Consider the following 24621-nt stretch of genomic DNA (forward strand, 5'->3'; position numbering starts at 1 on the left):
ATTGGCCAGTAGACCCTCTACTCGAAAACAAGACCCCGACTCGGCCTTGGTTGACGATATTCGTCTACTTGGGCGCATTTTAGGGGATGTGATTCGGGAACAAGAGGGCGTTGCAATATTCAATTTGATTGAGCAGATTCGGGTCTTATCGGTCCGGTTTCATCGCCATGGTGATGAAAATGCTAACAAAGAGCTTAAGAAGCTTTTAAAGGGATTGAGTGCCGATGATGCAGTCAAGGTTATTCGAGCCTTTACCTACTTTAGTCATTTGGCAAATTTGGCGGAGGATCGCCATCAATTGCGACGTCAAGCCGCCCAAGAGCGTATTGCTAGTCAACAGCCCGGTAGTATTGATTTAGCTTTAGAGCGAATTCATGCGGCAGGTATTAGTAAAGCAACCATTGTTAAAACCCTTACTGATAGTTATTTATCACCCGTACTGACCGCGCACCCAACTGAGGTGCAACGCAAAAGTATTTTGGACGCGGAGCGTAGCATTGCGCAATTATTGCTAAATCGTGATCAGATTAAAGATCGAGCAAAAGCATATCAACTCAAAAAAGATCGGTTATGTGAGCGTGAGCTTGCCGACAATGAATTACAAATCAAGGCACGCGTGATTCAGTTATGGCAAACCCGTTTGTTACGCTATACCAAACTAAAGGTTGCTGACGAAATTGAAAATGCCTTGAGTTACTACGAGGCTACTTTTTTACGGGAGATCCCCAAGCTCTACGCTGAACTAGAGGACCGTCTTGGGCAACCGCATATCGCTTCCTTTTTACGAATGGGTCAATGGACCGGCGGCGATCGGGACGGCAACCCTAATGTTAGTGCCCAAACCTTGGAATATGCCCTAAAACGGCAGGCCGAGATGATATTGCGTCATTACTTAACCGAAGTGCATTATCTGGGCACGGAGCTCTCTCTGTCGGCATTCTTGGTGGGCTTTCCAAAGGCCATGCAAGCCTTAGCGAATCGCTCCCCCGATGAGAATGAGCATCGCATGGATGAGCCCTACCGCCGAGCCTTAACCGGTATTTACTCGCGACTCGCTGCCACACTCAAAGACTTAACCGGGGGCGATGCAGCGCGACACGCCGTGCCACCCCAAAATCCCTATCAAAGCGCAAGAGAATTCTTGGACGACTTGCAAGTGATTGAAGGATCCTTGCGCTCCCATTCTGCGGAGGCACTCATTAATCAGCGTTTAAGGGCGCTCATCCGTGCTGTTGAAGTATTTGGTTTTCACTTGGCGACCGTGGACTTGCGCCAGAGCTCAGACCAGCATGAAGAGGTATTGCAAGAGTTGCTGTCTGTCGCCAAGATTGAGGACAACTACCGAGCTTTAGATGAGGCTGCTAAGCAGGCATTATTAATCCGCTTACTCAATGAAGCACGGCCACTGCAGGTGGTTGGCGCAGAGTATTCCCCACACACGATGAGTGAGCTTGCCATTTTTGCCCTTGCTAAACGTCTACGTGAGCGTTTTGGTGCAGATGCGATCCGCCACTACATCATTAGTCATACCGAGACCGTCAGCGATTTGCTAGAGGTGATGCTACTGCAAAAGGAACTTGGTCTGATGCGCGGTACCTTAGATTCTAAGGCGCGGATTGATCTCATCACCGTACCCTTATTTGAAACCATTGAAGATCTTCGCAATGCAGCACCCATCATGCGTGACTTCTATGCCTTGCCAGGTATTGCCAATTTAGTGAAACGGTCGGGTGCCGAGCAAGACATTATGTTGGGCTATTCCGATAGTAATAAAGATGGCGGGATCTTCACCAGCAACTGGGAGCTGTATTGTGCTGAGATTGCCCTGGTGGAGCTCTTTGAGCGCTTAGCCAATAGTCACAATATTCAGCTGCGCTTATTTCATGGGCGCGGTGGAACAGTAGGGCGTGGTGGTGGCCCTAGTTATGAAGCCATTCTGGCGCAGCCACCAGGGACTGTTCGAGGTCAAATTCGCTTGACGGAGCAGGGGGAGGTGATTGGTTCGAAATACGCCAACCCAGCGATTGGTCGACAAAATTTAGAGGCATTAATTGCGGCTACTCTTGAGGCTACTCTCCTGCAACCAACCAAGCCCGCAACACCCTTGTTCCTTAAAACGGCTGCCCAGATTTCAGAATCCAGTATGCGGGCCTACCGCCGTTTAATCTATGAGACCGAGGGCTTCGCCGAATACTTTTTCCAAGCTACGCCGATTCGTGAGATCGCCGAGCTCAATATTGGTTCACGACCCGCATCCCGAAAAGCGACTCAGCGTATTGAGGATCTTCGAGCCATTCCATGGGGATTTAGTTGGGGCCAATGCCGTCTAACGCTCCCCGGTTGGTTTGGTTTTGGATCTGCCATTTACGAGTTATTGCATGACGCCAAGCCAAAAGAGCGCGCTACGAACTTGGCTCTATTAAAGCGGATGTATCGTCAGTGGCCATTCTTTCGAACCCTCTTATCGAATATGGATATGGCTTTATCCAAAGCAGATCTTGATTTGGCTGCTCTTTACAGTGAGCTGGTTACCGATTCGCGCTTACGCAAAAAGATCTTTGCGGCCATGTGCGAGGAGTGGGATAAGACCATTGATGCACTTGTGCAAATCACGGGGGAGAAGCAACGCCTTGCCAATAACCCAATCTTAGCCCGGTCCATACGCCATCGCTTTCCTTACATCGACCCTTTGCACCACATTCAGGTTGAGCTAGTCAGACGCTATCGTGCTGGGCAAAGCGATGAGCGGGTTAAGCGGGGCATCCACTTATCCATCAATGGCATTGCATCGGGCTTACGAAATACGGGATAAATCCGTCAATCACTTATGGTGATCGGCAGGAAGCTCAACACCGCATTCGCGACAGTATTTATCGGTGGCATTGAGATCATCGGCTAAGCAGTTTGGACAGGTGCGCGGATCTAGATCTGGTCGATGGCGCCGTAGCGCCATTTCACTCGTGACAATTCCAGTGGGAACTGCTAAGGTGCCCCAGCCCATCAGCATCATGGTTGATGCAATCAATTTACCCAAATCCGTTTGTGGGGTGATGTCACCAAAACCAACGGTTGTCATGGTCGTAATGGCCCAATAAATACTAATTGGAATACTGGTGAATCCATTTTGTGGACCCTCAACCACATACATGAGTGTGCCCATTACCATCACGACCATTAGCACGACCGACAAAAACACCATAATTTTGCGTCGACTAGCGGCTAGGGCATTTGCTAGATGGTTGTACTCGACCAAGAAACTCGTGAGCTTGAAGATCCGGAATATGCGTAAAAGACGTAGAACCCGAACATCAATCAGTGAATGCAACTCCGGGAAGAATAGCGCTAGGTAGGTTGGTAAAAATGCGATGAGATCAATGATTCCAAAAAAGCTCAGCGCATATTTGCGTCGATCGGGAGCACAGTAGAGGCGCGCAAGGTATTCAACGGTGAAAATGAAGGTAAAAAACCACTCCAAGGCAAAGAGGATCGAGTGAAACTTGGCTGATATGCTCTGCACACTATCAAGCACTACCACCAAAATCGAGACCAGAATGACAAAGATCAAAATCCGGTCAAAGAGTCGGCCAGCGCGGGTATCGGACTCAAAAATAACCCGATACAAGGTCTCTTTCAGAGTCTGTTCTTCATGGATCTGAGGCTTGGCGGTCATATCGGCCTTGGGTGTTCAAAACAATTAGAATAACGGTTTACCAAGTAATCATTAATTTAGCCTAAATACGAAGGAATTTGCATGCCAGGCCTTTTGCCCAATGTAGACCCGGATGGTCTATTGGAATTCTCGGTAGTCTATACCGATCGTTCTTTAAATCACATGTCAGCGGAATTTAAGAAAGTTATTACTGATATTTCCGCAATTCTCAAGGATGTTTACAAAGCGCATTCCACCGTCGTGGTTCCTGGAAGCGGGACCTATGGCATGGAGGCGGTGGCACGGCAGTTTGCTCCTGGTAAAAAATGTCTGATTATTCGTAATGGCTGGTTTAGCTATCGCTGGACACAAATTTTTGATCTTGAGCAGTTCACCCAAGATGTTCATGTCATCAAAGGTCGCCAAGTTGAACAAACTGCCCAAGGTGCGTATGCACCCCCTCCGATCGAAGAGGTTATCGCCTTTATTCAGAAAGAAAAGCCAGACGTCGTATTTGCTCCGCATGTCGAGACCTCCGCCGGAATTATTCTGCCCCCCGAGTATTTGAGGGCTATTGGTGACGCAGTGGAATCCGTTGATGGATTATTTGTATTGGATTGCATTGCCTCTGGTGCAATGTGGGTTGATATGAAAGCCAGCAAAGTGGACGTCTTGATTAGCGCTCCGCAAAAAGGGTGGAGTAGCTCGCCATGTTGCGCTTTGATTGGTCTCTCCGAGCGTGCTCGGCAAAAAATTGAGCATACTCAAAGCAATAGCTTCTCAATTGATCTCAAGAAGTGGTTGCAGATTATGGAGACCTACGAGAAGGGTGCGCATGTGTATCACACCACCATGCCAACCGATGCATTGAAGATCCTGCGTAACGCCATGAAAGAGACCCAATCGCATGGATTTGATTACCTCAAGCAGCAGCAGATTGAGTTAGGCACCAGAGTTCGAGCCTTAATGGTTGCTAAGGGCTTTCCAAGCGTAGCCGCAACAGGCTATCAAGCTCCGTGTGTCGTGGTGAGTTACACCACCGATCCGGATATGCAGTCTGGTAAGAAGTTTATGGAGGTAGGCCTGCAAACTGCAGCGGGTGTGCCATTGCAGGTGGGCGAGGGCCCAGAGTTTAGGACCTTCCGTATTGGATTATTTGGTCTCGAGAAGTTGCTTCATATTGAGCGCGCCATCACGCATCTTGAAGCTGCGATGGACAAGATCACAGCAAAGTAATTACTTTTCGATCTTTAAGACAGCAAAGGCAGCCTGAAGGCGCTTGGAGTAAATCTCCTTTAGCGCCTTTACTTTTTCAGGGGTCCACGACCAAAAGCCAGCAAGACTTTTGGTTCCCGTTTTGCCACTCTTAACCATATTTAGAATCGATTCTGGCATCGCAGTGTCATTGCAAAGCGCAGGATAGATCTCCTTGGCAGCATTGCAATTGACATCCCAACCCGATAATTCTTTCTGAGTGATGGGTCCGACCGCAGCATACCGAAATCCAAAGCTGTAGCGGACCGCATCATCCACATCCTCCGGCGTTGCAACACCGCGATCGATTAAGTAGAGCGCTTCCCGCATTAAGGCATGCTGGATGCGATTGGCTAAAAATCCTGGAATATCTTGCCTGACCAAAACTGGCTTCTTATCAATGGATTGATAAAAGGCATACACTGCATCCGCAATCCTTGGATCGGTTTTCTCACCCAATACGATTTCGACTAGGGGCACCAGTTCAGCGGGCATAAAGTAATGGGCCCCCATCATGCGATGGGCTGTTTTCAAACCCTGTGCGATTTTGCTAATTGGGTAAGCGGAGCTATTACTCCCAATCGGTATCTCTTGTGGAACACGTTGGTCTAAAGAATGAAATAAGGCTTGCTTGGTTGGCAAATCCTCAATAATTGTTTCCACAATCCAGCGACAGTCAGTCCAGTCGCTCCATGTATCAATTTCGCCGGCGCGAGATGACCCTGCAGCACTCCGTTTGTCGGATGAGCATAAGGCGATCGCATCCTCTAAGCATTGTTTTGCCTTTTCTTGGGTACGACCTAAAACCACCACGGGGACATCTGCCCCCAAGAAGCCAGCCGCAATGCCCGTTGCCATGGTGCCAGTTCCAACTACCGTTACATAAGCCATCAAAAGCCCCTATTAAGAATCATGAAATAAACAAGAGTCTAATTCAGTATGGCAAGTGTCAGCTTGGCTTGACAGGCTATCGCATCCAATTGGTCGAGTAGAGAATATCCCAAACAGGTCAAGGCAAGTGAGCCCTGAAACTGGTATAAATGGGGCTTTGCTTTTTTAAGTAATTGCCATTTATAACGACAACGACAGACAAATTATGCTGAAACTTGACCAACATCCATCCGGTAGACATTTTTTACATATTCCAGGGCCCAGTCCAGTCCCATCCAGAATCTTGCGTGCAATTAGCTATCAAACCATTGATCATCGCGGCCCCGAGTTCGGTGAGTTAGGTCTTCAATTACTGGCTGGTATGCAAACCATCTTCAAGACCAAGCATCCAGTGATCATTTATCCAAGTTCAGGAACTGGTGCATGGGAAGGTGCTCTCGTAAATACTCTTTCACCTGGTGATCTCGTCCTGATGTACGAGACTGGTCATTTTGCAACCCTTTGGAATAAGTTGGCCCAACGTTTAGGTATTAAAACAGAGTTCATTGGCTTGCCCGGTGCCGAAGGTTGGCGTCACGGGGTTGATGCGGCCAAAATTGAAGAGCGTCTTAAGGCAGATACTGGTCATCAAATTAAGGCAGTCTGTGTGGTTCATAACGAGACCTCAACGGGCGTTACTTCCAATATCGCCGCGGTGCGCAAAGCCATTGATGCGGCAAAGCATCCTGCGCTTTTAATGGTCGATACGATCTCAGGTCTAGCCTCAGCCGATTTTCGTCATGACGAGTGGGGTGTTGATGTAACCGTGAGCGGTTCGCAAAAGGGCTTGATGCTCCCACCGGGTATCGGATTTAATGCGATTTCACCGAAAGCGTTAGAAGCCAGTAAGCGTGCCACCCTACCTAAAGCCTACTGGGCTTGGGATGAAATTCTGGAGTCCAATAAGACGGGTTATTGGCCTTCAACGCCTGCAACCAATTTGCTCTATGGCTTGCATGAGGCGATTGAGATGATTTTGAATGAAGGTATGGACAATGTATTTGCTCGCCATCAGCGCCTTGCCAAGGCTTGCCGTGCGGCAGTTGAGGCCTGGGGATTGGAAGTTCAGTGTAAAGACCCTGCGGTTTACTCGCCAGTATTGACCGGCGTGCGCACCCCAGAAGGAGTGGATGCCGATGCCTTGCGTAAATTAATCTTTGAACGCTATAACTTGTCCCTTGGTACTGGCTTGGGTAAGGTAAAAGGTCAATTGTTCCGTATTGGACATTTGGGCGATTGCAACGAGTTGTCCTTGCTTGCCGCCATCAGCGGATGCGAAATGGGTATGAACCGTTTTGGCATCAAACTCAAAGGCAGTGGTATTCTTGCGGCTCAAGAGGCTCTTCAGTAACTACGATTGATTGAGTTGTTTGCGTAGCGCTTCGATCTCTTCTAGAAGGTCAAGCGCTAAAGCAACCCCTGGAGTATTTACCTCCAGGTCTCGGACTAGACGGCTAGCGATCTTGGCACGGCGCAAAGAGTGGCCCGTAAAACGCCATTCACTCTGGCTTGAGCCTTGCGGTTGAAGAACTCCCTCGGCAACCCATTCTTCAATATGCGTATGGCTGATCGAGCAAGCTTGGCAGATTTCAGTCACAGTCAAATGCAGCTGCTCTTCAACCACCATACCCTCTAGTAATACTGAACGATTTGTACTCATATCGATTACTCCTAACCGTTTGCACGTGGATTAAATGCAGCAAATGACTTTGCCATTGCTTGGTAAGCTTCTTTATCTGAATCAGTGCTCGCTGGTGGGGTAACCAGTCGAACACTTGCATAAAGATCGCCTGGCTCTTGACTCGGAATGCCCTTGCCTTTGAGGCGGAGTTTCTTGCCTGCCATAGTATTAGCCGGGATGTTCAATTCAACTTTGCCAGTGGGAGTGGGGAGGTCTACGGTTGCTCCTAATGCCGCCTCCCAAGGGGCAAGGTTTAACGCAACCGTTACATCTTTACCATCGACCTTAAAGAGGGCATTTGGCTTAATCACAATCTCTAAATAGAGGTCACCCGCTTTGCCATTTCCAAAGCCTGGGCTTCCCTGACCAGCGAGGCGTAAATGTTGACCGCTTCGAATACCCTTGGGTATTTTGACCTCTAAGGTGCGCTCTTGCATACGCAGATGGCCTTGATCATCCAGTGCAGGCATTTTGAGTCCGATGCTTCGTTGTGTACCTAGATACGAATCAACTAAATCAATCTCGATCTTAGCGTGGTGATCTTCACCCGGAATATTGAACTGTGCACTTTGCTGATTGGCCTGTTGAGCACGACGCCCAAAAATGGATTCGAAGAACTCGCTGTGGTCAGGATTAGCACTATCGCCCCAACCATTGCCCCGAAACTCGTAACCAGGGTCCCAATTGGGTGGGGGATTAAAGCCTTGACCACCCGACCAGTTGCTGCCCATCTGATCATAGGCTGCTTTTTTCTCAGGGTCCTTTAAGACGGCATAAGCCTCACCAATTTCCTTAAAGCGCTTTTCAGCATCGGGCTCTTTGCTTACGTCGGGATGGTATTTGCGCGCCAGTTTGCGATAGGCCTGTTTAATTTGATCAGGCGTTGCATCCCGCTCAAGGCCGAGTATTTTGTAATAGTCTTGGTATTCCATGAATGCACAAGGGAAGTCAATCAATAATCCATGATTTTAATCGGATTAAACCATTCAGTAGAATGGATGTATGCCCGAATTTGATCCTTTAAGCGCCGACGATGATTTGCCCCCGAGTAAATCAGAGCTCAAACGCCAAATGGCCGATCGCCAAAAATTGGCTGAGGCTTTAAGCGCACTTCCAAGTGATGCCTTAAAGTCGATTCCGATTGATGAAGATTTGCGCGATGCAATTGCAAAGACGTCCCGCATTCGATCTTTTGAAGGAATCCGGCGCCATAAGCAATACCTTGGTAAGCGGATGCGGGCCTTATCGGATGAGGATATTGCAGCCATCAAGAAGCAGCTTGAGGTGATTGAGGGACCTGGTCGAGTCGAAACTGCAAAGTTGCATCGCTTAGAGCGACTGCGTGAGCGCCTATTGCAAAATGATGAGGCGCTACAAGAGCTCATTGCTCAGTATCCGACTCTGGATATTCAGAATATTCGTACTCTAATCCGAAATGCGAAGAAGGAGCGGGAGGCCAATAAGCCCCCAAAGGCCTATCGCGAGATTTTTCAATACCTAAGAGAGCTTGAGGCCTAAATGAGTAAAACCAAACAAGATCGTGGCGAAATCTACGTATTCATTCAAGCAATTTTATTGATTGCCCTATTCTTTGGTCCCGCTGATCTCTTCGGTAAGCCAGAAACTATTTATTACCCCCTATGGCTGGCTGGAAGAGCTCTTTTTTATTTGGGCTTAGGTATTGCGCTTTGGGCCGCGATTGCCTTGGGGCCCAATCTCACCCCAATGCCTAAACCGAAGCGCAATGGCGAGTTGATCCAGACAGGGATTTATAAGCTGGTTCGCCACCCAATCTATTTTGGGGTCATTATCTTAGGCTTTGGTTGGGCAGCGACCTTGCAAAGTTGGTATACCCTTGCCGTTGCAGTTGCGCTACTCATCTTTTTTGATCTGAAGTCCCGCAAAGAAGAGGAGTGGCTACTAGAAAAGTTTCCGAACTATCAAGACTATCGGCAGCGCACTAAAAAACTAATTCCGCTGATTTATTAAATCAACCCAATTTATTTAACCGCTTTATACCCCGGTGTTTTATTGGAGCGATTCTGGACAGCCTTAACAAAGGTGATTAAGGTCTTATTGCGCCTGAACTCCGGTTTTATGGCTAGATAAAACGTTTCAGTCTCTAGAGGAATAAAGTGCAACTTATATTCTTTGGCGATGTACTGCAGGCCAATGCCGACATCGGCTTGTTCTGCCAAAATACTGGTCGCAACGGCACTATGGGTAAACTCTTCGTGTCCATAACCTTTGATTTGCTTCGTTTTAAGGCCTTCGCGCTCCAAAAGCCGATCCAGAAGAAGGCGTGTACCCGCACCTTTCTGTCGGTTAATCATTCGCACCTCGGGTCGAGCAAGATCTCGAATCGAATTAATCTTGAGGGGGTTGCCTTTTGCCAATAAAAGTCCTTGGACGCGTTGCATTAAAGGAATGGTGATAAGACCGGCGCGTCGCAGGTGATCCTCGATGGCTTTGAACTCTCTTGCATCGGATACATGAAAACCGGCAATCGTCGCTTTATTCTCCATGAGGCGATCCAATGCATGTCCGGACCCCATGGTCTTATATTCAATCTCATCAAATTTTGAATGAATCTGCTCAATTAGAGGATCGTTGCTGCTGCAAAAGATATATCGATCAAATGTCTTATTAAGATGATTGGAGAGTTTTTCACTAATGTCGCTTGCTAAACGTTGAGCCTCGCTAGATAGCTGCAAATCTAAGCGTTCTAGAGAGTGAATCAGCAATTGCCCGGCAGGAGTAATTTTGGAGCCATGTCCCTTAATTCGTTCTAAGAGCTGGCAACCTAATTCCCGCTCAGCCTCTTGCAACTCATTCCAGACCGTGCGATAGGACACATTCAGATCCTTTGCTGCCGCAGCTAGAGTACGCCCCTGATCTACGCTGCGTAATAAATTACCAATATGCGTTAGATCGAGGGTGTGCTGATGGTAGTTTGGGGTTTTCAGGAGCAGGGTGGGTTGGATTACAAGCTTCATATGAATATTTTTGCATATTGATTATTTAAACTGATCTCTTGATGATAAAACGTTTTCAACCAACAATTCATCATCATGAAAAATCTACGTTCCATCATTTCAATACTGACCCTCTCTTTCTTGCTGTCCACCGCTGCGTATGCACAAAAGAGCATCGTCCTATCTTCAACGACCTCGACCGAACAATCGGGTTTATTTGGCCACATCCTGCCACCTTTTGAGAAGAAAACAGGGATTCAAGTAAAAGTAGTTGCGGTGGGAACTGGGCAGGCTCTTGACATTGGCCGTCGCGGTGACGCTGATGTGGTGATGGTTCACGATAAGGTTGCTGAAGAGAAATTCGTTGCCGAGGGATTTGCCGACAAACGGATTGAAGTCATGTACAACGACTTTGTTCTTATTGGCCCCAAGGCTGATCCAGCGAAAGTCGCTGGTGGTAAAGATATCCAAGCAGCGCTTAAGAAAATTGCTGACAGTAAGTCGACTTTTGTATCGCGTGGCGATAAAAGTGGCACTCATGCAGCGGAGCTACGTTATTGGAAGGGTGCAGATATTACAGTTTCTCCCAATCTGCCTTGGTATAAAGAAACTGGCTCGGGGATGGGCCCTGCATTAAATACCGCATCCGGTATGAATGCTTATATTTTATCGGACCGCGCAACTTGGCTCAGCTTTAAGAACCGTGGCGATCTAACTATTTTGGTGCAAGGCGATCCCAAGCTCTTTAATCAGTATGGTGTGATGCTGGTGAGCTCGGCTAAACATCCCAAAGTGAAGAAAGCCGAAGGCCAAGCATTTATCGATTGGATTACCTCAAAAGAGGGACAAGATATGATTGCCAGCTACAAGGTGGGCGGCGAGCAGTTATTTTTCCCAAACGCCAAGAATTAAGCTAGTAAGTACCTGGCACCAAAATATCGTTGGTGACATTATGCAGATCACGGTGGCCAGTAAACGCCATCGTGAGATCCAGCTCCTTATGAATAATCTCTAAACATTTGGTTACACCCGGGCCGCCCATGGCGCCAAGACCATATAGGAATGAGCGGCCAATCATCGTACCGCGTGCACCCAAAGCCCACGCTTTAAGAACATCCTGGCCGGAACGAATTCCGCCATCCATCCAGACCTCGATGTCCTTACCAACCGCATCCACAATTGGAGGAAGCGCCTGGATACTCGACATCGCTCCATCGAGCTGTCGACCGCCATGATTTGATACCACGATGGCATCGGCACCTGATCCGACGGCTGCACGGGCGTCCTCGGGATCCAAGATGCCCTTAATAATTAGTTTGCCGTCCCAGTGTTTCTTAATCCACTCGACGTCTCCCCAATTAAGGCCGGGATCAAATTGTTCCGCAGTCCATGATGACAGGGAAGACATATTCCCAACGCCCGTGGCATGACCAACAATGTTTCGAAAGGTGCGACGCGGTGTTTGTAGCATGCCCATACACCAACGTGGTTTAGTCATCATATTGATGATGTTAGGAATGGTAAGTTTGGGCGGGGCGCTTAAGCCATTTTTAATATCTTTATGACGCTGTCCTAAGATTTGTAGGTCCAGGGTGAGCACGAGGGCTGAACATTTTGCCGCCTTGGCCCGCTCAATCAGACGTTCAATAAAACCGCGATCTTTCATGACGTAGAGCTGGAACCAAAATGGTTTAGTGGTTCGCTCAGCCACATCTTCAATGGAGCAAATACTCATGGTCGATAAGCAGAAGGGGACGCCAAATTTCTCAGCAGCCTGCGCAGCTAAAATTTCACCGTCGGGATACTGCATTCCAGTTAATCCGGTGGGTGCCAGCGCGACCGGCATTGCAACCTCTTGGCCGACCATAGTTGTCTTGGTGGTGCGATTTTGCATATTGACAGCCACCCGTTGGCGTAATTTAATCTTCTGAAAATCCGATTCGTTGGCTCGGTAAGTAGATTCGGTCCAGGACCCGGAATCTGCATAGTCATAGAACATCTTGGGGGTGCGCTTTTGGTGGAGGACGCGCAAATCTTCAATATTGGTAATAATTGGCATGATGAGTTTTACAAGGTAAATACAACTAAATGTATCGGACAGACATATGATTTGTCTATTATGAATGATCCTAACTAAACCCAAACTCAGAGATGAAACCAACCGTATTAGCCTTTGATGTATTTGGAACCGTGGTCGATTGGCATGGCTCGATTGCGGCTGAGGTTGCCCAACTGATTCCCGAGGCGGACCCCATCGCGTTTGCAAGCGCCTGGCGATCGGGATACAAGCCCGCTATGGCTAGAGTGCGCAGTGGAGAGCTCGGCTGGACTCGGATTGATGATCTGCACCGGATGATCTTGGATCAAGTCCTTGCGGATCAGAAAATCGATCATTTGACCGAAGCGCAAAAGAAACATCTCAATCTCGCATGGCACCGGTTAAAACCTTGGCCAGATACAGTGCGAGGCTTAACACTTTTAAAACAAGACTTTACGATCGTTACCCTGTCAAACGGTAATTTAGGTTTGCTTGCCAATATGGCAAAAAACGGCGGTTTACCCTGGGATCTGATTCTCTCTGCCGAGGTATTTCGGCACTACAAGCCCGATCCGGAGACCTATCTGGGCGTTTGTCAAACCTTTGATCTAGAACCTCAGGACGTGATGCTAGTTGCTGCCCATAAAGACGATTTGGAGGCAGCGCATGCTTGTGGCTTGCAAACGGCCTTCATTGAGCGGCCTGCTGAATTTGGACCGAGGGTGATACGGACGGATCTTGGGCGTGAGTCCTGGACTACCTACCATGCTAAAGACTTTATTGACCTGTCAACCCAACTAAAAGCCGCCTCGTAAAATAATGATCTAGATCAAACGTAAACCTAAAGAAAAGATCATACTTAGAGGACTAAAGGGAGGATCCTATGGCAAATCTAACGATTGAAATTGAGAACCTAAAATGCGGTGGCTGTGAGAACACCATTGTTAAGGGTTTAAGAGCAATATCTGGGGTTCAAGCGGTGACAGTCGATCATGCAAATAGAGCAGTTGTTCTGGATGCCGACTTAAGTTTGCGCCAGCAAATTGTCGATAAGTTACTTAGTATGGGCTACCCAGAAAAGGGCTCTGTCGCGGGTCTTGATAAAGGAATTGCGACTGCTAAGTCATTTGTGAGTTGCGCGATCGGCCGCATCGGCTAAGTGATCTATCAATCGGCTAAGATGCCAGGATGTTTCATATTGACATCATTGGTTATTTAGCCGCTTTACTGACCACTTTCTCTTTTCTGGTTCAGGCCATTCAATCGTGGCGAACTAGAGACCTCTCGGGCATCTCTCTAGGCATGTACAGCATGTTTACCCTGGGAGTGGCATTATGGTTAATTTACGGGATTGTGATTGAAAGTTGGCCCCTAATTGTGACCAATGCCTTAACCTTTATATTTGCTCTGAGTATCTTACTCATGAAACTAAAACAAATGTCAAAATAACTCGGCACCCACTGTATTCTGACTAAATTCTGATAATGAAAATCCTGAAGATGCTTGCACTCTTGATCGTATTGGCGATAGCGATTGCAATTGGTGTTGCTTACTACACCGCAACTAAATTAGATGGGTATGTGAAGCGCTCGATTGAGAACTATGCGACGCAATCTCTGGGTACCAAGGTAACGGTAGGCGAGGTTAATCTTAGTTTGCGTCAAACTCAGGCGACGATTCGTAATCTTGAGGTTGCCAACCCTCCTGGCTTTGAGGGGGCTCATGCTTTTAAAGCGGGAACCATTGAGATTGTGCTCAATCCCAAGGAATCTAAATTGGATTTTGTAGTGATTGACCGTGTACTCTTAAACCAGCCGAGTGTGCGCTATGTCAAAACGAAAGATTCTGACAATCTGTCGGTTCTACAAAATAATGCTAGGCAATATAGCGCAGCTAATCAAAAGGAAGATGCTCAAAACAAAGCAGATAAAGCCCCAAGCGATTCTATGCAGCCACGCATTCTAATTAAGCAATTTAATATTCAAGGGGCAGATCTGGTGTATCAGGATATGAGAATCCTAGGCACAAGCGTTAACCTCAAATTAGATGATATTCAGATCGCTAATATCGATACCGGTAAAGATGGCGCAGGAACTAAAGAAGCCGTCGGAAAAATCATCGACGCCATTATTCCGGTGATCAAGAGCGCAGCCCTTAAAAGTGTCAATACCTATTTAAACATCGCTACCGATACTTTGCGCGATGTTACCGGTAGTGCTCAGCAACTTGGCAAAGATGCCGTCACCACCATCAAGAAGCTTTTTCAAAAATAGCCAAGATAAACCTATGACTCTTAATGCATACAACGGACGCCTGACCTCACTTTCGCACGGAGGAGGATGCGGCTGCAAAATTGCACCGGGGGTCTTAAGCGATATCTTGCGAGCCTCACCACTCAAAATGATTCCATCCGCTTTGTTAGCTGGCTCAGAAAATAATGAGGATGCAGCGGTTTATCAAATCAATGATCACCAGGCGATTGTGGCCACCACGGATTTCTTTATGCCGATCGTCGATGATCCCTATGACTTTGGTCGAATAGCTGCCACTAATGCGATTTCAGATATTTATGCGATGGGTGCTCAACCCTTATTTGCATTGGCTTTACTCGGTATGCCAATTAATGTATTACCGCTGGAGGTCATTCAGAAGATTATTGCGGGTGGAGAGTCGGTATGTCACGCAGCGGGGATTCCGATCGCTGGCGGTCATTCGATTGATACGGTTGAGCCCATCTACGGCTTGGTCGCGATTGGCATTGTTGATCCGGCCAACTTGAAGCGTAACAGCGGCGCAGAAGAGGGCGATACGATTATTTTGAGTAAACCTTTGGGGGTTGGCATTTTGAGTGCCGCCCTAAAGAAGGAGCGGTTATCCGCCAAGGGATATGAGTCAATGATTGCCTTCACTACCCAGTTAAATCAGCCTGGCATAGCCCTTTCGAAGATGCCAGAAGTTCATGCCCTGACGGATGTCACCGGCTTTGGTTTGGCAGGACATCTTTTGGAGATGAGTCGCGGGGCAAATCTAAGAGCCCATTTGAACTGGCGTGATATTCCAGTAATTCCGGAGGCGATTGAGTTTGTTAAAGAAGATATCTATACCGGCGCCTCAACCCGAAATTGGCAAGCCTATGGCGGGGAGGTTTCGTTTAGTTCAGATGTTCAACCTTGGCAGCAGCATTTATTGACCGATCCGCAAACCAGTGGTGGGTTACTGATTGCTTGTGCACCGGAGGCTAAAGACCAGGTTCTGGATTTGCTCCATCGCTCGGGGTTTCATGAGGCGAGAGCAATTGGCCATTTTGGAAGCGGGCAAGGCCTCGCGATGACCTAGGAAGCTGGCTGGGTCTTGCTTTCACCCATTGTCCTAAAACTAGCTACAATGAGTTGACTAACTATCGAGAGTAAAGGCCTCACCATGAAAAACCAAAGTTTTGCGGCATGTTTTCAGTCCTTCATGCAAAGCATGATGGGTTCCCCGATGAAGCGGGGCGAGTGGTTTTTGCAGTTGATGATTGATAAGCGTGATGAGCGCTTGCGTAAAAAGATCTATTAATTGTGGTTTGATCGAATGCGATCAATCGTGACTCGATGGGGCACACACTTAGCGGTGTGCCTTTTTGTTTTCCCTATCAGCGTATTGGCAGCTGGTCTTGCGGATGTGGTTGGTGAAGGGCAGATTCGGTTTCTCAAAACCAAGCCCGATCCGAACTCATACACTTATGAATCGAAGGTAACCATCTTAGAAACCAGTCTTGACTCTGGCTTAGTACAAATCCAGACTTGCCATAAAAAATTGGATCCGATTCGTAAAGTAGTCATTTTGTTTAACAAAGATCGAATCCGGGATATTCAAGTTCGGACGATGGACGGTATTGCGATGGCTGAGGTCAAAGACAATCGCGTAACCCTTAGTGAAGTACAAAAAGGCGGATCAATTTGTATTGATTTGCAGTCCAAGGCGCTGGATTCACTTGGCAATGGCCTCTATCAACTCAATGCTGGCCCTTTGATGCGACGACTTTTTGATGGCTATTTACCCATGACCGCGAACATGAAGTTCTCATGGCCAGACAAGCTACTCGCCGTTCAAGAGACTAAACCGGCCATTCAAGATGGTGTTGATATCAAGTCGGGCAATGATGGTCTGGAGATGGACTTGGTGTTTGCTGGAAAAATGACTGCGCAGATTCTGCTAAAGCGCTCCGATTAAAGTCTAGAGCTTTTCACAACGGTACTCGTCCTTGCCAATGGCTAGGCGTGATTCGCTCTGAATCAATTGCGCGATCGATGCCTTGACGTCGCCGACCTTGCAGCTCTCATCAAAGTAGCTAATTAGCCCAAGACTGCCACAAAAGCGTAACTGTTGATCGCCAAATTTCATGGTCGATTGCTGCAAGACCATGACCACCTTTTTGCTGGAGTCATTCTCAGGAATGCAGTTCCAGGTGGTGTAGTCAGCTCGGCCGCATGCCGAAAGTAGAAGAACTAGGGGGAGAAAGTAAAAAATGCGCATTTACAGGACAATTGATAATTACATTAATCTATTGTATGAGCCAAGTCCTATTGCCGCTGACCCTCTTCTATGATGGCGCCTGTCCACTGTGTCAGGCAGAGATTCTTTATTTGCAGACCCGCAATCATCAGCAATTACTTCAATTTGTCGACGTCAACAGCAGCGCATTCGACCCAGACCGTGTCGGTGTTTCGTGCCAGGCTGCACTTGATCAGATGGTTGGGCAAATTGAGGGGCATGCCCCCATTCATGGTGTTCCTGTCTTTGCAGAGGCTTATCGGCGCGCTAATTTACCCATCTTGGCTTGGTTATTTTCAAGAAAAACTCTAAGACCCATCTTGAACCTAGCGTATCGGATCTTTGCTAAGAATCGACATGCGATATCAGGTGCCATCGGACCCTTCGCATTAAAACTGGTTAAACGAATGACTCAATCACCTCGCTGAAGCAGTGCATGGTTTTGTTGAGCGATTGAACATTCTCGGGGTCCGGGGATGATCGTGATGGCATCGCCCGCTTGAATGATTCCTCCCTGCAGAACACGCAGGTACCAGCCACTACGAGCGCCCTGAATCATTGCCTTAGCCGCAGTTGCAACCCCTGTCTTTGCTGTGAACTTATAGCAGGGCTCCCGTAATTTAGTAACCGCGCATTCAATGGCACCAATGCGAAGGCGATCGCCAATGTAGACATCGTGTTCACTAAGCCCACTAATAGTTAGGTTTTCACCTAGGTAGCCATGCTCCAAATGGATCGATTGGCCTTTGGCTTCAGAAAGCAGCGAGGACCAAAAGGGGTAATGCTCCTGTGGATACATGTAGAGAGCTTTTTCAGTCCCACCATGAACTTGAGAATCGGCTTGCTCATCACCAAGGATGCCGCTTGCCGTGACTTTCACCGCCTCGGGTTGAATGATGGTACTCACAGGAGTTTTGTTGATGGCCGATATGACGGTACGGAGGTCTTCTCCGGCACGAACCCACAAGGGTTTTGCCAGCCCAGCGCTAATGGTTTCTAGACGAATTGCCATAGCCCATTATGCCGAAGAAAGCCCCAAGCTCAAACTCGGGGCTCTTGGGATTAATTTATTTCTTCTCAGCGCGAATCGATTGATCGCACTCGCGAATACTGTGGTTATAGCGCTTATGGTGATTATTTTTATCCAGCGATGCTTTGCAATCGGCGATGGAGTAGCGTACGTTCGCTTGACTGTAATTTGACATATAGACTCCTTTATTGATTTATTAAAAAAGGTCAGGAAAAGTCCTGCGAAAGAAATATAGGGCTCAGTCCAAGAAAATTCAAGGGCGATCGATTAAGATGAAACGATGAACTGGTTAAAGAGGCTTCCCTCAACGCGTCGAGAGCCCCCTGGCTTTGAGTGGGTCATCTTGCGCCATACGCCGAAGCTAATGTTCTATGGCACCAGCATATTTGTTGTACCGCTTGCCATTTTGCAATACGGAATAGAGCCCAGCGGATCATCCAGACTTTGGGAGCTCTATTTAATAGCCGGACTTATTTTCTTCTGGACGATGCTTTTCACTGCCGCTTTATGTGCTTTCATTGTGTATTTAATGAAAGGCCCGGCATTTGTTGCCGATGCTTACTACTTAGAGGATTCGGATTTACCAAAATGAAGAGTAGCGCAAGGGTCGGGGCGCTCGATGCCGGGGGTAATCCAAACAAAATCATAGAGTTTGGCTAGCTCCGCCAGTGCTTTAGGGTTACGCCGATCCTCTTCAACAAAACCAACACTCATGCGTTTCTTAGAGGGATCAAGTGATCTTAAAACTTGAGGAACTCCATAATCATTGCGAACATGGCCATTGCCGGCAAACAAAATCGCAGGAGAATGGCGCATCATGGTCTGCGCCATTGAAATATCGGTTAGGCGTTGCACCCGAAACATGGGTTCTAAATACTGGGCGGGGAGCTTGCCGCAATGTCCGTCGATCAAATCCTTCTCAAGGCTGCGTTTTGCTTCAATTGATAGAACACTTTTTTGGTAATCCGATTCCATCGCAGCCGGGATCGGCCCGCCTGAGAAGATGGTTTTTGAGATAGAGCGATCGAGATTGGAGCCATAGAGCGGGAATCCAGATACCCGAATGGCTTCAAATAGCGGTTGATAGAGCTTCCAGGGCCACGCTTTCGCAGAGAATCCTGCTTGCTCCAGTGACTGTAGAGTTGATCCAGTCCATCGAACTAATGAACCAGAGGGAAGATATTCAACAACCGCCGCATATTTTTTGCTGGCAATTGCAGCAATCAATCGACCGCGTGCTTCATGGTGATGGGGGTTATCGTGGAGCTCGCCGAGCAAAATATAGTCGGCGCTGATTAGCTCCGCAATCAACTGCTCTTGATTAACGGTGGCCTGACTACGAAGATCAATGATTGGACTTGCCGTCGCAGCAATACTCGCCAAAAGAAGGCAGCAGCCTAGATAAATATTCTTAATGGTATTCATTAAGAATATTTCTCGAGTGCCGCAAAAAAATGTTGACCCATCGGTGAAACCGGTTCTTGCGGGACGCCGACCTTACCCGTAATGCGTTGGGCCTCTTGGACTAGCTTGCGACCAAACCCCATCAGCCGATACATGGGTTGGACATAGATGTACTCAATATCACCGTTATCGGAATATCGGCAGTATGCGATCGTGGTATTTTGGTTCTTAATCCAGATTGTTTGCTGCTCGATTTCGATTGTGTAATCCATAGGATTGACTAATTGCGTTATTTCCTAAATCGCCTGTAGAATGAATCTAGATATTTTATGTTTAGTTTTGAATTCTAGTATTGCAAGTTTTTTGTATGACCTAGCATTTATGTACCGAATAATAAAAATCGATCCTGTCAAAGAATTGGTCTACGTTGCAGACGAACCAAAAGGGAAGTCTTTTGAGTTTTACTTTCCAAAACTAAGTGATGCGGTTTTCATTGAGGAATACACTTTAAAAGTGATGAGTAGTGACGGCCGCTACAAAATTATTTCACTGCTTGGTCGATAGCGACCGGCATGCTGTTCTCACGCATTGAACCAGATCCGGATAATCAATTTTTGCCCATCGAGGCTCGGTTGATATTGGATAGCTATCAGCATTTTCTAGGTAAGCCTTGTTTTGAATCTGTCAGCTTAATAAACACGGCACAAATGCTCTATGAAGCTCCTTTTGCAGTGGTAGCACACGATACGCAGGCTGATCCAATCTTTGGTTACGCTAATCGCATGGCCCAGAATGCATTTGAAATGAATTGGGCTGAAATCACCTCAATTCCATCGCGACAATCAGCAGAACCTGTTTTGCAAGATGAGCGCCAAGCCTTGCTGCAGCGCGTGCAACAGTTTGGCTTTATCGATGATTATTCCGGAATTCGGATATCCAAAACTGGCAAACGGTTTTGGATTCGTAATGCCACTGTCTGGAACTTAATCAATCCAAATGGAGTAAGGGTGGGTCAAGCTGCCCGATTTGATTGCTGGGATTATTTACCAGCCTGAGGATCGCGAAGTTCTGCGGCTTTATCTTGAATTGCCTGCTTGGCTTGATCGCTCATGCGCCCAAGATTGCGCACCTGCATCAGCATGCGTGGATTCTTACTCATGGCGCTCTCGTGGCGAATCAGAAAATCCCAATACAGCGTGGTAAATGGACAGGCATCAGGACCAGTGGATTGATCAGGCTTAAAGACACAGTGCTTGCAATAGTTGCTCATGCGATCAATGTATTTGCCGGTTGCGATATAGGGCTTGCTTGCCATTAAACCTCCATCCGCAAATTGGCTCATGCCAATTACATTAGGAAGTTCAACCCACTCAACGGCATCCACATACATACTCAAATACCACGCATGAATTTCCTTTGGTTTGACCCCAAGAAGTAGGGCGTAGAGACCGGTGACCATTAAGCGTTGAATATGGTGCGCATAGCCGGTGCGTAAACTCTGAGTAATGGTTTGCGATAAACACTGCATTGGGGTGTTACCGTCCCAGAAGAATGCTGGTAGGGCTTGATTCGCTTTCAATGCATTGAGTTCAAGATACTTTGGCATATTCATCCAATAGATGCCGCGAACATATTCGCGCCAGCCTAAGATTTGACGAATAAAGCCCTCCACTGCTGCAATCGGTGCACGACCCTGACGATAGGCTTTCTCTGCGGCCATCACCACCTCTTGAGCCGATAGCAACTTAAGATTCAGAGCGCTTGCAATATGCGAATGAAATAACCATGGCTCATCGGTCCACATCGCGTCTTGATACACACCAAATTGGGGAAGGCGATTAAGAATAAAGTCATTTAGCGCCTGGAGGGCTTCTTGCCGATCGATTGGCCAGCCAAAGCCGGAGGTGCTTGCCGCAACCGAACCCGGATGAGATATAAAGCGACTCTCGACCAGTTGGATAACCTCTTGGGTAATGCTATCGGGCTTCAAGCGTAATGGCGGTGGGATGGGTGGGGGGCCATCCTTGCCAAAGGAGGAGCGATTCTCGGAATCAAAGTTCCATTCCCCCCCAACAGGCGCATCGCCATTCATCAGCACGCTATGCTTTTTGCGAAGCTCGCGATACCAATACTCCAACCGCAGTTGCTTGCGGCCTTTGGCATGTTCAAAAAACTCCTTTACGGTTGCGAAAAAATACCGATCCTCACGAATTTCTAGTTGAATGCCAGTTTGTAATGACAGCTGTTTGATTTTCTCGAGAACACGCCAATCCCCCGGGGCAGTCATAATGAGTCTGCTTGGATTGCACAAAGAAATGGTTCTTGCAAGCTCACCCTCAAGTGTTTGGGTATTACCAGGATCATCGAGTTTGCTGTAATGCAGGCTAATCTTTGCCTTGCGCAGTGAATGCGCAAAATGTCGCATCGCACTAATAAACAAAGCAATCCGCTGCTTTGAGGACCAAATGTGGGTGGATTCTTCATCCACTTCTGCCATCCAGACTGCATCTTGCTTAGGATCAAATCCATCAAACGCGCTCGCATCCTGGTTGAGTTGGTCGCCGAGAACGAGGATTAGGTTACGCATGGACTGTAAACCACAGATATTGGGACGCAATTGATCATGAGATCAATTATCCTTGAAAGATTGATAACTTATTGTTAATGCGATGACAAGTATTGATTTCAGTAAAGATGCAGCCCAATTCTGGGATAAGCGTTTTTCAGAGGCGGAGTATGTCTTTGGTAAAGAGCCAAATGCCTATTTAAAGAATGAAGTAGCAAAGTATATGAGGCCCGGCGCCAACGCCCTCTGTGTCGCTGACGGTGAGGGGCGCAATAGTGTGTGGCTAGCAAAGCAGGGGATGGCTGTCGAGGCCTTTGATATATCGCCAGTAGCCGTAGAAAAGGCAAAGCAGTTAGCAAAAGAAGAGCAGGTATCGGTTACCTTCAGTGTTGCCAGTACCCATTCTTGGGTTTGGAAACCCAATCACTACGATCTGATCGCAGCCATTTTTATTCAGTTTGCAACCCCCAATATGCGCATTGATCTATTTGCCCAAATACGCGATTCCTTAAAACCCGGCGGATATTTAATCCTCCAGGGCTATACGCCGAAGCAATTGGATTACAAGACCGGTGGCCCACCAAGCATCGATCATCTCTACACCACTGAATTAATTCAGGACCTCTTAAGAGGAATGGAAATCTCCGATTGGCAAGAATATGAAGCAGAAATCCATGAGGGTGATGGGCATCATGGAATGTCTGCTCTCATGGGTGTGGTTGCTCGCAAACTCTAAGGTCTCAGATAGATAACTGCTGTTGGATATAGCGATCCAGGTCACCGGACCCCAGTGCGCCACTGACTCGATTGGTTTCTTTTCCGCCCTTAAAGAATGCGAGGGTGGGGATAGATCGGATCCCAAACTGAGCAGCAATACCTTGTTCCTCCTCGGTATTGAGTTTCACAAATAAAACCCGATTGGTATATTGCTTAGCAAGCTGATTGAAGGTGGGCGCAAACATTTTGCAAGGCCCACACCATGGCGCCCAGAAATCGACGATAACGGGTATCTGAGTTTGTTGAATTAGCTCCCCAAAGTCACCTGTATTCGCCTCGATCGGTGCAGAGAGGAGGTCATGCTGGCAGCTACCGCAAATCGGCTTGCTAGCCACTTTTTCAGGGGATAAGCGGTTTAATTTGTTACACGACGGGCATTGAATCAGCATTTAGTTTGCTCCCCAACCAGAAAGAATCGGCAAATTTTTCTAAAGAGTGCTAGGATTATTCTATGGTAAAGCAACTCCTATTGACTCTTTTGGTCGCCATTCTGCCCATTCAATCTTGGGCAGTGGTGGATATGAGTCTGCAAAAAGAGGCTTTAAAGTTTGGCAGTGCATCGATCTCCGCCCAAGACGCCCATCATCCTTGCCATCAAGAGGCGGCAATAAATTCTGATGATCAGGGCACTGAAAGTAAGCAGACTAGTTGTTATGCTTGCAGTTTATGTATGGCTTTCGGTGCCACCCTGATCACTAATCCTATTTTGCGCTTTGAATCACCAACGCAAAGTTTATTTACCGATCTTCAAAGATTTAGTAGTGAAGATCTGGTTTTAGGAAATAAGCCCCCGATTCTTTAACTCCCTAGGATAAGTCCGCCTAAATTTTGGGCACCTTTTACTTTGGAGAGTTAAATGAAATACCTTTTATTACTAATCGTTAGCATCTTTTCCTTATCGGCTGCTGCAGCCTCAGAGTGGGTTAGGGCAGAAGTCGTTCGTGTGGATACCGCAAAGCAGCGGATCGTTCTTAAGCATGAGCCCATTCCCAGCATCAAAATGCCGGCCATGACGATGCGCTTTGATGTGGCCAAAGATGTTGCGCTGGATTCATATCGGCCAGGAGATCGTGTGCAATTTCAGTTTAGGGAAGCCGGCGGTAGTCTAGATGTCACCGCGTTGGAGAAGCTCAAATGAATCGACTCTCCCAACTCCTATTGCTTGGGATATCTGTGTTGGCTAGTCAGGTAAGTGCTGCCCCTATGGGGTTTAAGAACAGCTGGATGATCATGGGGGACTTCTCGAAGACCTACCAAGAGTTTGCTGTGAACTATGCAGCTACAGCGAACGATGCATTTGGGTTTTCAACCAGCGCGATGCAGACCGATAACTCTGTATCTAAACAGCAAAATGCTGAGGCAGTCTATACCCGTAAGCTAGCGCGCTGGAATATGCCCGAAGCACAAGCCAATATTTGGTTTATTGGCGGGTTGGGTGCTACAACAGGCAATACCTTTGTGGGCACAAAGGCCATGGCTTCCCCAGGTATTCAGGTCGATTATGAAACCACCCGGTTTTATTCCATGGCTTCGGCCCGAGTGTATGCCGCGGAGGGGGCAACTAGCAATATCACGGTTGCACGATTGGGCGCGTCATTCTATGAAGTTGATTATGACGAAGCTCAGCCGTGGTTAATCATTGAAGCACGGCGAATGACCTTTGTCTCAAAGCAGTATGAATTCACCCCGATGTTACGAGTGATTCATAACCGTTATTTCGTAGAAGCAGGTGCCAATTTATCAGGACAGTGGCGCTTTAACTTTATGTACAACTATTAGGA

At 47.5% G+C, this 24621-nt stretch carries 33 protein-coding genes; 20 read left to right on the plus strand and 13 right to left on the minus strand.

Annotation, left to right across the window (positions count from 1 at the left end; translation table 11 throughout):
* The first annotated feature begins 1 nt into the window (after window position 1).
* The gene (gene ppc, locus QUE64_RS03515; RefSeq protein WP_286225939.1) at window positions 2-2812 is read left to right on the plus strand and encodes a phosphoenolpyruvate carboxylase; all 2811 of its coding nucleotides are present in this window, start codon (window positions 2-4) and stop codon (window positions 2810-2812) included.
* Between the two features lie 9 nt (window positions 2813-2821).
* On the opposite strand, the gene QUE64_RS03520 is transcribed toward ppc, so the two are convergent.
* Window positions 2822-3670, minus strand: a complete 849-nt coding sequence (locus tag QUE64_RS03520; protein WP_286225940.1) for an ion transporter — start codon at window positions 3668-3670, stop codon at window positions 2822-2824.
* A gap of 81 nt (window positions 3671-3751) precedes the next feature.
* Here QUE64_RS03520 and QUE64_RS03525 point away from each other — a divergent pair, with 81 nt between their 5' ends.
* Window positions 3752-4885 (plus strand): alanine--glyoxylate aminotransferase family protein, encoded by a 1134-nt coding sequence (locus QUE64_RS03525; protein WP_286225941.1) that lies wholly within the window; start codon window positions 3752-3754, stop codon window positions 4883-4885.
* On the opposite strand, the gene QUE64_RS03530 is transcribed toward QUE64_RS03525, so the two are convergent.
* Complete coding sequence (locus QUE64_RS03530; RefSeq protein ID WP_286225942.1) at window positions 4886-5794, minus strand: 3-hydroxyacyl-CoA dehydrogenase family protein; 909 nt, start codon at window positions 5792-5794, stop codon at window positions 4886-4888.
* 205 nt (window positions 5795-5999) lie between these two features.
* On the opposite strand from QUE64_RS03530, the gene QUE64_RS03535 reads away from it, so the two are divergent.
* Window positions 6000-7184 carry a pyridoxal-phosphate-dependent aminotransferase family protein gene (locus QUE64_RS03535; RefSeq protein ID WP_286224443.1) on the plus strand — a complete coding sequence of 395 codons (1185 nt, stop codon included), beginning with the start codon at window positions 6000-6002 and terminating at the stop codon, window positions 7182-7184.
* Here QUE64_RS03535 and QUE64_RS03540 read toward each other — a convergent pair whose 3' ends face one another.
* Both QUE64_RS03540 and QUE64_RS03545 read right to left on the minus strand, forming a co-directional pair.
* Window positions 7185-7493 carry a chaperone modulator CbpM gene (locus tag QUE64_RS03540; protein WP_286225943.1) on the minus strand — a complete coding sequence of 103 codons (309 nt, stop codon included), beginning with the start codon at window positions 7491-7493 and terminating at the stop codon, window positions 7185-7187.
* A gap of 11 nt (window positions 7494-7504) precedes the next feature.
* Window positions 7505-8446 (minus strand): DnaJ C-terminal domain-containing protein, encoded by a 942-nt coding sequence (locus QUE64_RS03545; protein WP_286226158.1) that lies wholly within the window; start codon window positions 8444-8446, stop codon window positions 7505-7507.
* Window positions 8447-8516: 70 nt separating this feature from the next.
* On the opposite strand from QUE64_RS03545, the gene yjgA reads away from it, so the two are divergent.
* Complete coding sequence (gene yjgA, locus QUE64_RS03550) at window positions 8517-9032, plus strand: ribosome biogenesis factor YjgA (protein WP_286225944.1); 516 nt, start codon at window positions 8517-8519, stop codon at window positions 9030-9032.
* Window positions 9033-9503, plus strand: coding sequence for a methyltransferase family protein (locus QUE64_RS03555; protein WP_286224446.1), 471 nt, complete (start codon window positions 9033-9035; stop codon window positions 9501-9503).
* 11 nt (window positions 9504-9514) lie between these two features.
* Here QUE64_RS03555 and QUE64_RS03560 read toward each other — a convergent pair whose 3' ends face one another.
* Window positions 9515-10510: a substrate-binding domain-containing protein gene (locus tag QUE64_RS03560; protein ID WP_286225945.1), complete on the minus strand. Its 996-nt coding sequence runs from the start codon at window positions 10508-10510 to the stop codon at window positions 9515-9517.
* A 75-nt stretch (window positions 10511-10585) separates the two neighbouring features.
* On the opposite strand from QUE64_RS03560, the gene QUE64_RS03565 reads away from it, so the two are divergent.
* A complete protein-coding gene (locus QUE64_RS03565) occupies window positions 10586-11401 on the plus strand; it encodes an ABC transporter substrate-binding protein (protein WP_286225946.1) in 816 nt (271 codons plus the stop codon).
* 1 nt (window position 11402) lies between these two features.
* Here QUE64_RS03565 and QUE64_RS03570 read toward each other — a convergent pair whose 3' ends face one another.
* Window positions 11403-12548: an alpha-hydroxy acid oxidase gene (locus tag QUE64_RS03570; protein WP_286224449.1), complete on the minus strand. Its 1146-nt coding sequence runs from the start codon at window positions 12546-12548 to the stop codon at window positions 11403-11405.
* Window positions 12549-12640: 92 nt separating this feature from the next.
* On the opposite strand from QUE64_RS03570, the gene QUE64_RS03575 reads away from it, so the two are divergent.
* From QUE64_RS03575 to QUE64_RS03605, 7 genes are all read left to right on the plus strand, one after another.
* Entirely contained in the window at window positions 12641-13342 is a 702-nt protein-coding gene (locus QUE64_RS03575) for a haloacid dehalogenase type II (RefSeq protein ID WP_286225947.1), read from the plus strand.
* 68 nt (window positions 13343-13410) lie between these two features.
* Complete coding sequence (locus tag QUE64_RS03580; protein WP_286224451.1) at window positions 13411-13686, plus strand: heavy-metal-associated domain-containing protein; 276 nt, start codon at window positions 13411-13413, stop codon at window positions 13684-13686.
* A gap of 29 nt (window positions 13687-13715) precedes the next feature.
* Window positions 13716-13976: a SemiSWEET transporter gene (locus tag QUE64_RS03585; RefSeq protein WP_286224452.1), complete on the plus strand. Its 261-nt coding sequence runs from the start codon at window positions 13716-13718 to the stop codon at window positions 13974-13976.
* 35 nt (window positions 13977-14011) lie between these two features.
* The gene (locus QUE64_RS03590; protein WP_286225948.1) at window positions 14012-14800 is read left to right on the plus strand and encodes a DUF748 domain-containing protein; all 789 of its coding nucleotides are present in this window, start codon (window positions 14012-14014) and stop codon (window positions 14798-14800) included.
* A 13-nt stretch (window positions 14801-14813) separates the two neighbouring features.
* Window positions 14814-15863: a selenide, water dikinase SelD gene (gene selD, locus QUE64_RS03595; RefSeq protein ID WP_286225949.1), complete on the plus strand. Its 1050-nt coding sequence runs from the start codon at window positions 14814-14816 to the stop codon at window positions 15861-15863.
* 84 nt (window positions 15864-15947) lie between these two features.
* On the plus strand, window positions 15948-16085 hold the full coding sequence (locus tag QUE64_RS03600; protein ID WP_286224455.1) for a hypothetical protein: 138 nt from the start codon (window positions 15948-15950) through the stop codon (window positions 16083-16085).
* Window positions 16086-16100: 15 nt separating this feature from the next.
* A complete protein-coding gene (locus QUE64_RS03605; protein WP_286225950.1) occupies window positions 16101-16742 on the plus strand; it encodes a hypothetical protein in 642 nt (213 codons plus the stop codon).
* Window positions 16743-16745: 3 nt separating this feature from the next.
* On the opposite strand, the gene QUE64_RS03610 is transcribed toward QUE64_RS03605, so the two are convergent.
* The gene (locus tag QUE64_RS03610) at window positions 16746-17045 is read right to left on the minus strand and encodes a hypothetical protein (RefSeq protein ID WP_286225951.1); all 300 of its coding nucleotides are present in this window, start codon (window positions 17043-17045) and stop codon (window positions 16746-16748) included.
* A 35-nt stretch (window positions 17046-17080) separates the two neighbouring features.
* On the opposite strand from QUE64_RS03610, the gene QUE64_RS03615 reads away from it, so the two are divergent.
* Window positions 17081-17491: a thiol-disulfide oxidoreductase DCC family protein gene (locus QUE64_RS03615; RefSeq protein ID WP_286225952.1), complete on the plus strand. Its 411-nt coding sequence runs from the start codon at window positions 17081-17083 to the stop codon at window positions 17489-17491.
* Here QUE64_RS03615 and QUE64_RS03620 read toward each other — a convergent pair.
* Window positions 17476-18075, minus strand: coding sequence for an MOSC domain-containing protein (locus tag QUE64_RS03620; RefSeq protein ID WP_286225953.1), 600 nt, complete (start codon window positions 18073-18075; stop codon window positions 17476-17478). The two genes, QUE64_RS03615 and QUE64_RS03620, sit on opposite strands and share 16 nt — an antisense overlap.
* Window positions 18076-18130: 55 nt before the next feature.
* Complete coding sequence (locus QUE64_RS03625; RefSeq protein WP_286224460.1) at window positions 18131-18268, minus strand: hypothetical protein; 138 nt, start codon at window positions 18266-18268, stop codon at window positions 18131-18133.
* 105 nt (window positions 18269-18373) lie between these two features.
* On the opposite strand from QUE64_RS03625, the gene QUE64_RS03630 reads away from it, so the two are divergent.
* Entirely contained in the window at window positions 18374-18685 is a 312-nt protein-coding gene (locus QUE64_RS03630) for a hypothetical protein (protein ID WP_286225954.1), read from the plus strand.
* On the opposite strand, the gene QUE64_RS03635 is transcribed toward QUE64_RS03630, so the two are convergent.
* Both QUE64_RS03635 and QUE64_RS03640 read right to left on the minus strand, forming a co-directional pair.
* On the minus strand, window positions 18655-19518 hold the full coding sequence (locus QUE64_RS03635) for a ChaN family lipoprotein (protein ID WP_286225955.1): 864 nt from the start codon (window positions 19516-19518) through the stop codon (window positions 18655-18657). The genes QUE64_RS03630 and QUE64_RS03635 overlap by 31 nt on opposite strands.
* Window positions 19518-19769, minus strand: a complete 252-nt coding sequence (locus QUE64_RS03640) for a GNAT family N-acetyltransferase (protein ID WP_286225956.1) — start codon at window positions 19767-19769, stop codon at window positions 19518-19520. The genes QUE64_RS03635 and QUE64_RS03640 overlap by 1 nt, the downstream gene beginning before the upstream one ends.
* A gap of 300 nt (window positions 19770-20069) precedes the next feature.
* On the opposite strand from QUE64_RS03640, the gene QUE64_RS03645 reads away from it, so the two are divergent.
* The gene (locus tag QUE64_RS03645; RefSeq protein ID WP_286225957.1) at window positions 20070-20552 is read left to right on the plus strand and encodes an MEKHLA domain-containing protein; all 483 of its coding nucleotides are present in this window, start codon (window positions 20070-20072) and stop codon (window positions 20550-20552) included.
* Here QUE64_RS03645 and QUE64_RS03650 read toward each other — a convergent pair.
* A complete protein-coding gene (locus QUE64_RS03650) occupies window positions 20537-22084 on the minus strand; it encodes a cryptochrome/photolyase family protein (protein ID WP_286225958.1) in 1548 nt (515 codons plus the stop codon). The two genes, QUE64_RS03645 and QUE64_RS03650, sit on opposite strands and share 16 nt — an antisense overlap.
* Window positions 22085-22166: 82 nt before the next feature.
* Between QUE64_RS03650 and QUE64_RS03655 the strand changes: the two genes are divergently transcribed.
* A complete protein-coding gene (locus QUE64_RS03655) occupies window positions 22167-22799 on the plus strand; it encodes a class I SAM-dependent methyltransferase (protein WP_286225959.1) in 633 nt (210 codons plus the stop codon).
* A 4-nt stretch (window positions 22800-22803) separates the two neighbouring features.
* On the opposite strand, the gene trxC is transcribed toward QUE64_RS03655, so the two are convergent.
* A complete protein-coding gene (gene trxC / locus QUE64_RS03660) occupies window positions 22804-23229 on the minus strand; it encodes a thioredoxin TrxC (RefSeq protein WP_286225960.1) in 426 nt (141 codons plus the stop codon).
* Window positions 23230-23291: 62 nt separating this feature from the next.
* On the opposite strand from trxC, the gene QUE64_RS03665 reads away from it, so the two are divergent.
* Genes QUE64_RS03665 through QUE64_RS03675 form a run of 3 tightly spaced genes read left to right on the plus strand, consistent with a single transcriptional unit; the run spans window position 23292 to window position 24619 of the window.
* A complete protein-coding gene (locus QUE64_RS03665; RefSeq protein ID WP_286225961.1) occupies window positions 23292-23642 on the plus strand; it encodes a hypothetical protein in 351 nt (116 codons plus the stop codon).
* A gap of 54 nt (window positions 23643-23696) precedes the next feature.
* The gene (locus tag QUE64_RS03670; protein ID WP_286224469.1) at window positions 23697-23978 is read left to right on the plus strand and encodes a copper-binding protein; all 282 of its coding nucleotides are present in this window, start codon (window positions 23697-23699) and stop codon (window positions 23976-23978) included.
* Complete coding sequence (locus QUE64_RS03675) at window positions 23975-24619, plus strand: hypothetical protein (protein ID WP_286224470.1); 645 nt, start codon at window positions 23975-23977, stop codon at window positions 24617-24619. The genes QUE64_RS03670 and QUE64_RS03675 overlap by 4 nt, the downstream gene beginning before the upstream one ends.
* The last annotated feature ends 2 nt before the right edge of the window (window positions 24620-24621 follow it).

The organism is Polynucleobacter sp. HIN7 (genome assembly GCF_030297595.1).
Lineage (GTDB): Bacteria > Pseudomonadota > Gammaproteobacteria > Burkholderiales > Burkholderiaceae > Polynucleobacter.